A 7,460-nucleotide genomic window follows, 5' to 3' on the forward strand; every position below is an offset into this window, starting at 1 on the left:
ATTGCTCTCAAAAGACCGGAACGGAACCGCGACAGGTCCAAGGCGGACTTTGGCTGGCGCGTGTTTTCTCAGCACATCTACCTTCTGGACGCATCATACGATCGTCCTTTCCGAGCGCGCTACCTGAGTGCCGGGCCGATAGCGCTTTCCGAGCCATTTATACTTTTGCTTGGCTCGTTGATACTGCTCAATGCTATGAACGAGAGGCTACAACTCCCACTTATCGGAACCGTGTATGGAGTTCCGTCAGAGGCAATCGCGGGCGCGGACAGCTTAAAACTGGATCACTTATAGCTAAGAAAGCACGGTGCTTCGCGATGTGTCAGTGCAGTGGCACAGCTTTGCTGCCAGCCTGGAACCGACCCCAATCTTGGTGATGAGGATCGGCCAGGACCAGCCTTTGGCTACCAACACCAGAAACGGCCCTTAGCTGCCTGTCGGTCCCTGCGAACCGCCGTGGTGCGGCTTACTCAATCCGGTAATTCAGGCTAGCCGCAGCAAAGCTACGACGAAGCTATGCGGATATAAAGCCGCCGCCGCGCCTTTTTCCGCGAATATCTGACATAGGCAGAGACGACCCGCTTTAGTCACTTTCTGCAGCGGGCTTTCACATATTGACCCGTGCCATGGCGGATCGCTCACTCATGGAAGGCGGCGGCAAGCTCACCTCGGCACCGCTGCGATTGGCGGGGGCTGCCAAGGTAGCTCTGCGCGCACGCCCTGAACGTCCGGCCCGCACTGCCAACCTTGTGACCCGATTTGGCCCCGTCACGATCAAGTGCCCCGCCAATCTGGCCAGGCAGGAGGGGCTTGCCGAGACAGTGCAAGTCAGCCTGGTCGAGGTCTGAGAGATGGATGCGCCGCCGGGCGCCGAGCCCATCTTGTGGCGGCTTCTGACCACCCTTCGGGTCGAAGATGCGGCAATGGCCTGAGGCGTGGTTGGCTGATACCGGCAGCGCTGGCATATCGAGCAATTCTTCCGCACCCTAAAACAGCAAGGCCTGCAACTGGAAGACAGCCAGCTTGCTGAAGCTGGCGGATCTGGACTGGGCCGTGCCCGATTACCCGACCCTGTGCCGACGGCAGAAGACCCTGGCTGTCCAGATCCCATACCGGCGCGCCGATGGTCCTGTGAACCTGCTGGTGGACAGCACCGGGATCAAGTTTCTCGGTGATGGCGAGTGGCAGACCCGAAAGCATGGAGTTCAGAGCCGTCGCCAATGGCGCAAGATGCATCTGGCCATGGATACGGCAACTTCGGACATCCGCGCCGTGGAATTCACCCCCAGTAACGACGGCGACAGCCCGGTCTTGCCGGAGTTGCTCGACCAGATCCCCATGGGCGAGGCGATCGGCATGGTGACGGCCGACGGTGCCTGTGACACCCGCCGCTGCCACATCGCCATCATCGACCGCCAGGCCACCGCGATCATCCCCATCCGCAAGAACGGGCGCCCGTGGAAAGAGGATTGCCCTGCCACGATCGCCCTAAACAAAACCCTTTGCGCCACCCGGCACTACGGCAGAGCGTTCTGGAAGCCCCTCTCGGCAACATCCTTCGGCTGCGCCTGCCGGGCAATGGCTGGACCGGATAGCACCTCCGAAGCATGATCGAGGGAAAGATGCGCTGCCTCAAGGCCTTCGGAGACCGCACAGCGGCGAGACGCCCCGACAGCCAAACCGCCGAAATCCAGATCCGCGTCGCCCTCATCAATCGCTTCAACGCACTGGGCACCGCCGAGATCGTTCGCGTGGCCTGAGTTCAACGGGGAAAGGGGAAGTCACGCCTCAAACGTCAGTCACGCAATAACGCCATGTGCTTCCCCCTTTGGAACACAGGACAGCCCGGCGCAGCCAGATTGATGCAGAGCCGTGGCGCGGCCAGAGCCTGAAGCGCGCAACTGGTCTGCGACGCGATGCCCGGCGGCAATGACGATACTGGAGGATGCCGAAGGAAGGGGCTATTGCCGCCCCCACCCCCTGTTTTGCAGCCCAGTCTCCATAGGCGCATTTTATTTAAGTCGACAAGGAAAGAGCAGCCCTGACTGCGAATTTCCGTCAACCCAACACCCGAGCGCAGTTTCCTGAGGCGCTCGTGTTTGGCGCGCATTTTTGAAATTAACAGAGGGCCGCCATTTTTCTTGCACACCCGACACAGCACCGATTGCTACGCCTTGTCAAACCCCGCCGGATCAGCCGGAATGTATGCGCAGGCACTGTCACATGGTGGTTGATTTGTGCTGCCGCGCTCTAGCCATGCACCTGCTTGCTTGGTTCAGCTCAGGTTGAGGTCACATCCCGTCAATGGGCTGGGCAGACGTTGCAACACCACAAAAGCCCGCTGAAAGAGGCAAATGCGGTGAGTGTATCACGAAACAATGCTGGATGTGCAAAAAGCAGTTGCAAGGATCGCAACTCGTCCAGAAGATCGAACGACAAAAAACAATGCGAAGTCAAGTTCAGCACAGGGAGAAATTTAATGCTCAAGAACCCCACCCGACAGATGTTTTCTACGACCTGCGCGACCGCGCTTATTGTTGCGCTGACATCAACCGCGGCTTCCGCACAGGACACGACTGTCCGCATGTGGTTCAACGGGACACCCGAAGCGCATGGCACCGTGCTGGATCGGCTGATCCCAGAATTCGAGGCCGCAAACCCCACCATCAAGGTCGAGTACGAGATTACTGCATGGTCGTCCTATCAGCAGCAAATCGCGACGGCTGCAGCGGGCGGCACATTGCCCGACATTATTTTCGGCTTCTCAAACCTGGTTGCTGGATTTGCAGAGCGGGGTTTGCTGGCCGATCATTCCCAGTTCTTCGATCCGAATGATTTCGTGCCCGCCACGGTGGAACTGACAAGCTGGAACGGCACTTGGTCCATGTTGCCAACGTGGTTTTCCGCCAACGGTCTGTCCTGGCGAAGCGACCTGATCGAAGCGGGTGGCAATGATGCTTCAACCGCGCCTGCGACGTGGGACGAATGGCTGGCTTGGGCCGAAGGCGCGACTGTGCGCGACGCAGCGGGTGCAATCACGCAATTGGGCTTTTATTCGTCGTCCTTCGCTTTCAACCGCTCGAATATCTTCACGCGGCTGGTCGAAGGGAATGGTGGTTCAATGTTCTCTGACGATGGTGTGACCGCCACGATGAATTCGCCCCAAGCGATCGAAGCGGCTGCATTCTTTCAGAAACTGGTGCAATGCTGCGACGTGCCCCGGTCCATCGAGGCTGACAATGTGGGTCTGGGCCAAGGTCTGACCGCGATGGTTTATAACAACTTTGCGTTTCGCAACTGGCAGAACGAATTCCCGGACAAGCTGGAATTCGCGGGTCTGGGGCTGGTCCCAGCCGGGCCGCAGGGCACACCGGACATGGCGGGCGCGGGTCTGGGGGCGAACGTGATCGCGATTACGTCGACATCCAAAAACCCCGAAGCAGCCGCCAAACTGTTGCAGTTCCTGATCGTGGAACCCGACAATATTGTGCAGCTCGCGGGCCTTGGCGGGTCTATTCCCGGCGCAGTCCTGCCCGAAGGGCATCCCTATCTGGTGGGAAACCCGCTGGCGCAGCGGTACCTGCAACTGGCGCTGGATGGGGGATCTGCTGATCCCAAGCACCCCAACTTTTCAGAATACGAGTCCATTCTGAATGTCTGGCTGGATGAATTGCTGTTGAACGGTATGGACCCGCAGGAAGCGATGAACAGCGCGGCATCCGAAATTCAGGCCGAGATTATCGACCGCTCGGGCATCGGCTTCAACTGATCCGAATGGAATGGCAGTTGGGGGCGGTGCAAACCGCCCCTGCTTTTTGTCAGGGGGCAGGACATGGCGAAATCAAAGCGCGCGTGGTTTCAAGGGGACTGGGTTACACCAGCCGAAGCACGCTGGGGCCTGATCCTTGTGCTGCCGGTGATGGCACTGTTTCTGGCGCTGAAGATCGCGCCGCTGATGTATGGTGGTTACCTGAGTCTGACGCAGTATTCGCTTTTGCAACCGCCGCGCTTTATCGGGTTGGCGAATTATGAACGCCTGTTCAACGACGCCCGTGCACTTCAGGCGTTTCGCGTGACCCTATATTACACAGTCGGCACTGTGGTTCCCGCTACAATCCTGTCGCTGGCCGTCGCGGTTATGCTGGACACGCGATTGCGGGGGATGGGCGTGTTTCGCACAGTCTTTTACATGCCGCAGGTCGCAAGCTGGGTCGCGATCGGGGTGGCATGGCTGTATGTGATGAACCCCGCCTTTGGGCCATTCAATTATCTGCTTAGTCTGTTTGGGATTGAACGGCAGGGGTTTCTGGCCAGTGGCAGTCAAGCATTGCCAACGCTGATCGGGATCGGAGTCTGGCGGCAAATGGGGTATTCAGTGGTGATTTTTCTGGCCGGCCTGCAGGGGATCCCGCAATCCTTGCGCGAAGCGGCTGTCATGGACGGTGCGTCGTGGTGGCGCAGTTTCACGCAGGTGACGTTGCCTATCCTGATGCCAACGACCATGTTCGTCATCGTCACTGCTGTGATCTTCAACTTGCAGGTGTTCGATCAGGTGGTCGTGCTGACAGGTGGCGGGCCGGGGCGTGCGACGACAACCGCCGTTCTGTTTTCCTATAATCAGGCGTTCCAATCCTTTGCCATGGGCTACGCTGCTGCGGTTGCGGTCGTGCTGTTCGTCGCAATTATGATCCTGTCGCTGCTGCTGCTGGGCCTGTCGGGCCAGTTGTCGCGCAAGAACCGCTAGGGATCCGACATGAGCAACCTTGATTATGCCCCGCCCGCCATCCGCCAAACCCGCCGCGCGCTGATCTACATGGCGCTGATTGCCCTGTCGGGGATCATTCTGGCCCCGTTCCTGATGATCGTGGTGCTGGCTTTGTCCAGCCCGGCCGAGGTGTTCGCATGGCCACCTGTCCTGATCCCCGACAATATTCAGTGGCAGAACTTCTCGGATGTATTTCGCGTGACCAACTTTGGCCGCGCGATGTTCAACACGTTTGTCATCGCCACAGTCTCGACCATCGGGATTGTGCTGATCGACGGGCTGGCGGGCTACGCCTTTGCCAAAATGCGGTTTCCCGGGCGCACGACCATGTTTCTGCTGATCCTGGCGACACTGATGGTGCCTGTGCATGTGACGATCATTCCGCTATTCATCATGTTCCGGAACTTCCCATTGGCGGGGGGGAACGACATATTCGGCAATGGGGGCTTTGGCATTCTCAACAGCTACCCGTCGATGGTGCTGCCGTTTCTGGCAACCGCCTATGGCACCTATCTGATGACATCCTTCATGCGCATGCTGCCCGATAATCTGGTTGAAGCCGCGCGTATGGACGGCGCGCATGAATTTGCGATCTTCTGGAAAATATACCTACCGTTGGCCGCGCCCGCATTGACCGTGATTGCGATGTTCAACTTCACCGCTGTGTGGAACGAATTTCTAGTGCCCCTGGTGATGACATCGACAGCGGACATGAAAGTGATTCAGACCGCATTGGCAGATTTTTCGGATCAGGAAACCGTGCTTTGGAACCTGCTGATGGCTGCGGTTCTGATCTCTATCCTGCCACTGGTGCTCATGTTCATCGTGGGGCAGAAACACCTTGTTCGCGGCGTGGCCGTGGGCGGAACGAAGGGCTGAAGACATGACACTTGCGGTCGAAGCACGCGATCTCTGGAAGACTTATGCAGGCGGCATGCACGCAGTCAAAGGCATCAATTTCCGCATCGAGCCGGGTGAACTCGTGGTGTTGGTCGGCGGGTCGGGATGTGGCAAGACGACGACCCTACGCATGGTTGCGGGGCTGGAGCGGATATCGGACGGGCAAGTTCTGGTGGGTGATCGTGTCGTGAACGACGTGCATCCGTCCAAGCGCGGTGTGTCGCTGGTATTCCAGAACTTTGCCCTGTACCCGCACAAAAGCGCCTTCAAAAACATCGCCTTTCCGCTGGAATCTGCAGGCGTTTCACGGGACGAAATCCGCAGGCGGGTCAATGAAGTCGCAGAGATGCTGGAACTCGGCGCACATCTGGACAAGACACCGGATGGCTTATCCGGGGGGCAGCAGCAACGCGTCAGCCTTGGGCGTGCTATTGTGCGCGATCCGGATGTTCTGTTGCTGGATGAACCCTTGTCAAATTTGGACGCGCGCCTGCGGGTCGTCATGCGATCAGAATTGAAGCGCATTCAGCGCCGTGTCGGGTCAACCGCTATCTATGTCACCCATGATCAGGTCGAGGCAATGACCATGGGTGACCGCATTGTTGTGATGGATGCAGGGCAGATTGCACAGATGGGCACACCGGCCCAAGTCTATCTGACGCCGGCGACGTTGTATGTCGCGCAAACCATCGGCAGCCCAGCGATGAACTTGTTCACGGGGCGGGCAAGTGTGGCGGCAGACAAGCTGTCATTGTCTGGCCAAGGATGGGCCATTAACATTAGCGGCGATGGCGCGCGCGCGTTAATCGCCCGCCTGCCCGGTGCCGATATGAGCATCACCGCAGGTATCAGGCCAGAAGACCTGGATCTGGGCGGTGTGGGTGCCGCGCTGGGGATGGGTCCATGTGTCACGGCAGAACCTTTGGGATCGGAAACGTTGTATAACATCGACGTTTCTGGCGTGACCTGTCGTGTGCTGCGCCGTGAAACCTCTGTCAGCATGCCCGAAGGGCAGACGGCGCCCGTTCACCTGCGCTCCGGTGCGCGCTTGCATCTTTTTGGTGCGGATGGACTGCGGATTGGCGGTACGGTCCTTCGCGACAGCATCGGACATGTGGGTTGGGCCCCTGACGAAAGTTTTGTTTGATCCGATGCCAGAGAAACAGGTTCATTTTATCCGGCACGCTCAGTCAAAGCATAATGCGCGTGCCGAACTTGTAGCTGACGAAACCTCGGTCCGGATGGACCCAACGTTGCGGGATGCGCCGCTGACCGATCTTGGGCATGCGCAAGCCCGCGCACTCGCTCCCAGTATTGCCCGTCTGGTGGGAATAGAGCTCGTCGTCGTAAGCCCATTAACACGTGCGATTCAGACGATGCAGCATGCTTTCGCGCACAGCCCTGCACAGCGTCTCGTGTTGGACTTGCATCGCGAGTATCAGCATAGCTTTTGCGATATTGGGCAAAGGCCCATGGAACTGGCCAAGTGCTTTCCTGATCTTGCCTTTGATCACTTGGCAGACCCATGGTGGCTCATGCCATCCGATCACCCCGGCCCGTTCGCGATCGAGACCATGGAAATGCTCGATGCTAGGTTGGTGGCGTTTCGGTCTTGGTTGGAGGCCCGACCAGAGCGCGAAATTGCGATTGTTGGCCATGGGACATTTCTGAATCGCCTAACTGGCCACTGGTATGACAACACGACCCTGATAACAGTATCCTTATGATGCGCGCCCTGTCCGGCGGCGTACCAAGGGGCGTTGTTGCAGAACTCTGACTTTAGAGGATTCACAAC

Annotated in this window: 7 protein-coding genes and 1 pseudogene; all 8 read left to right on the forward strand. The window is 58.4% G+C overall.

Annotated elements, in window-relative coordinates:
* Positions 1–294, forward strand: a 294-nt coding sequence (locus tag EEB11_RS19855) for a hypothetical protein (RefSeq protein ID WP_210134472.1), incomplete at its 5' end; no start/stop codon positions are given.
* A 332-nt stretch (positions 295–626) separates the two neighbouring features.
* Positions 627–848, forward strand: coding sequence for a hypothetical protein (locus tag EEB11_RS19050; protein ID WP_135434144.1), 222 nt, complete (start codon positions 627–629; stop codon positions 846–848).
* Between the two features lie 169 nt (positions 849–1,017).
* Positions 1,018–1,760: pseudogene (locus EEB11_RS19055) on the forward strand (IS5 family transposase); the annotation flags it as partial.
* A 719-nt stretch (positions 1,761–2,479) separates the two neighbouring features.
* The gene (locus tag EEB11_RS19060; RefSeq protein WP_210134473.1) at positions 2,480–3,769 is read left to right on the forward strand and encodes an ABC transporter substrate-binding protein; all 1,290 of its coding nucleotides are present in this window, start codon (positions 2,480–2,482) and stop codon (positions 3,767–3,769) included.
* A gap of 63 nt (positions 3,770–3,832) precedes the next feature.
* Positions 3,833–4,744 carry a carbohydrate ABC transporter permease gene (locus EEB11_RS19065; protein ID WP_135434149.1) on the forward strand — a complete coding sequence of 304 codons (912 nt, stop codon included), beginning with the start codon at positions 3,833–3,835 and terminating at the stop codon, positions 4,742–4,744.
* 9 nt (positions 4,745–4,753) lie between these two features.
* A complete protein-coding gene (locus EEB11_RS19070) occupies positions 4,754–5,644 on the forward strand; it encodes a carbohydrate ABC transporter permease (protein ID WP_135434151.1) in 891 nt (296 codons plus the stop codon).
* Positions 5,645–5,648: 4 nt separating this feature from the next.
* Positions 5,649–6,812: an ABC transporter ATP-binding protein gene (locus EEB11_RS19075; RefSeq protein ID WP_135434153.1), complete on the forward strand. Its 1,164-nt coding sequence runs from the start codon at positions 5,649–5,651 to the stop codon at positions 6,810–6,812.
* A gap of 4 nt (positions 6,813–6,816) precedes the next feature.
* Positions 6,817–7,392 carry a histidine phosphatase family protein gene (locus EEB11_RS19080; protein ID WP_167852818.1) on the forward strand — a complete coding sequence of 192 codons (576 nt, stop codon included), beginning with the start codon at positions 6,817–6,819 and terminating at the stop codon, positions 7,390–7,392.
* The last annotated feature ends 68 nt before the right edge of the window (positions 7,393–7,460 follow it).

Source organism: Pseudotabrizicola sediminis (assembly GCF_004745575.1).
Lineage (GTDB): Bacteria > Pseudomonadota > Alphaproteobacteria > Rhodobacterales > Rhodobacteraceae > Pseudotabrizicola > Pseudotabrizicola sediminis.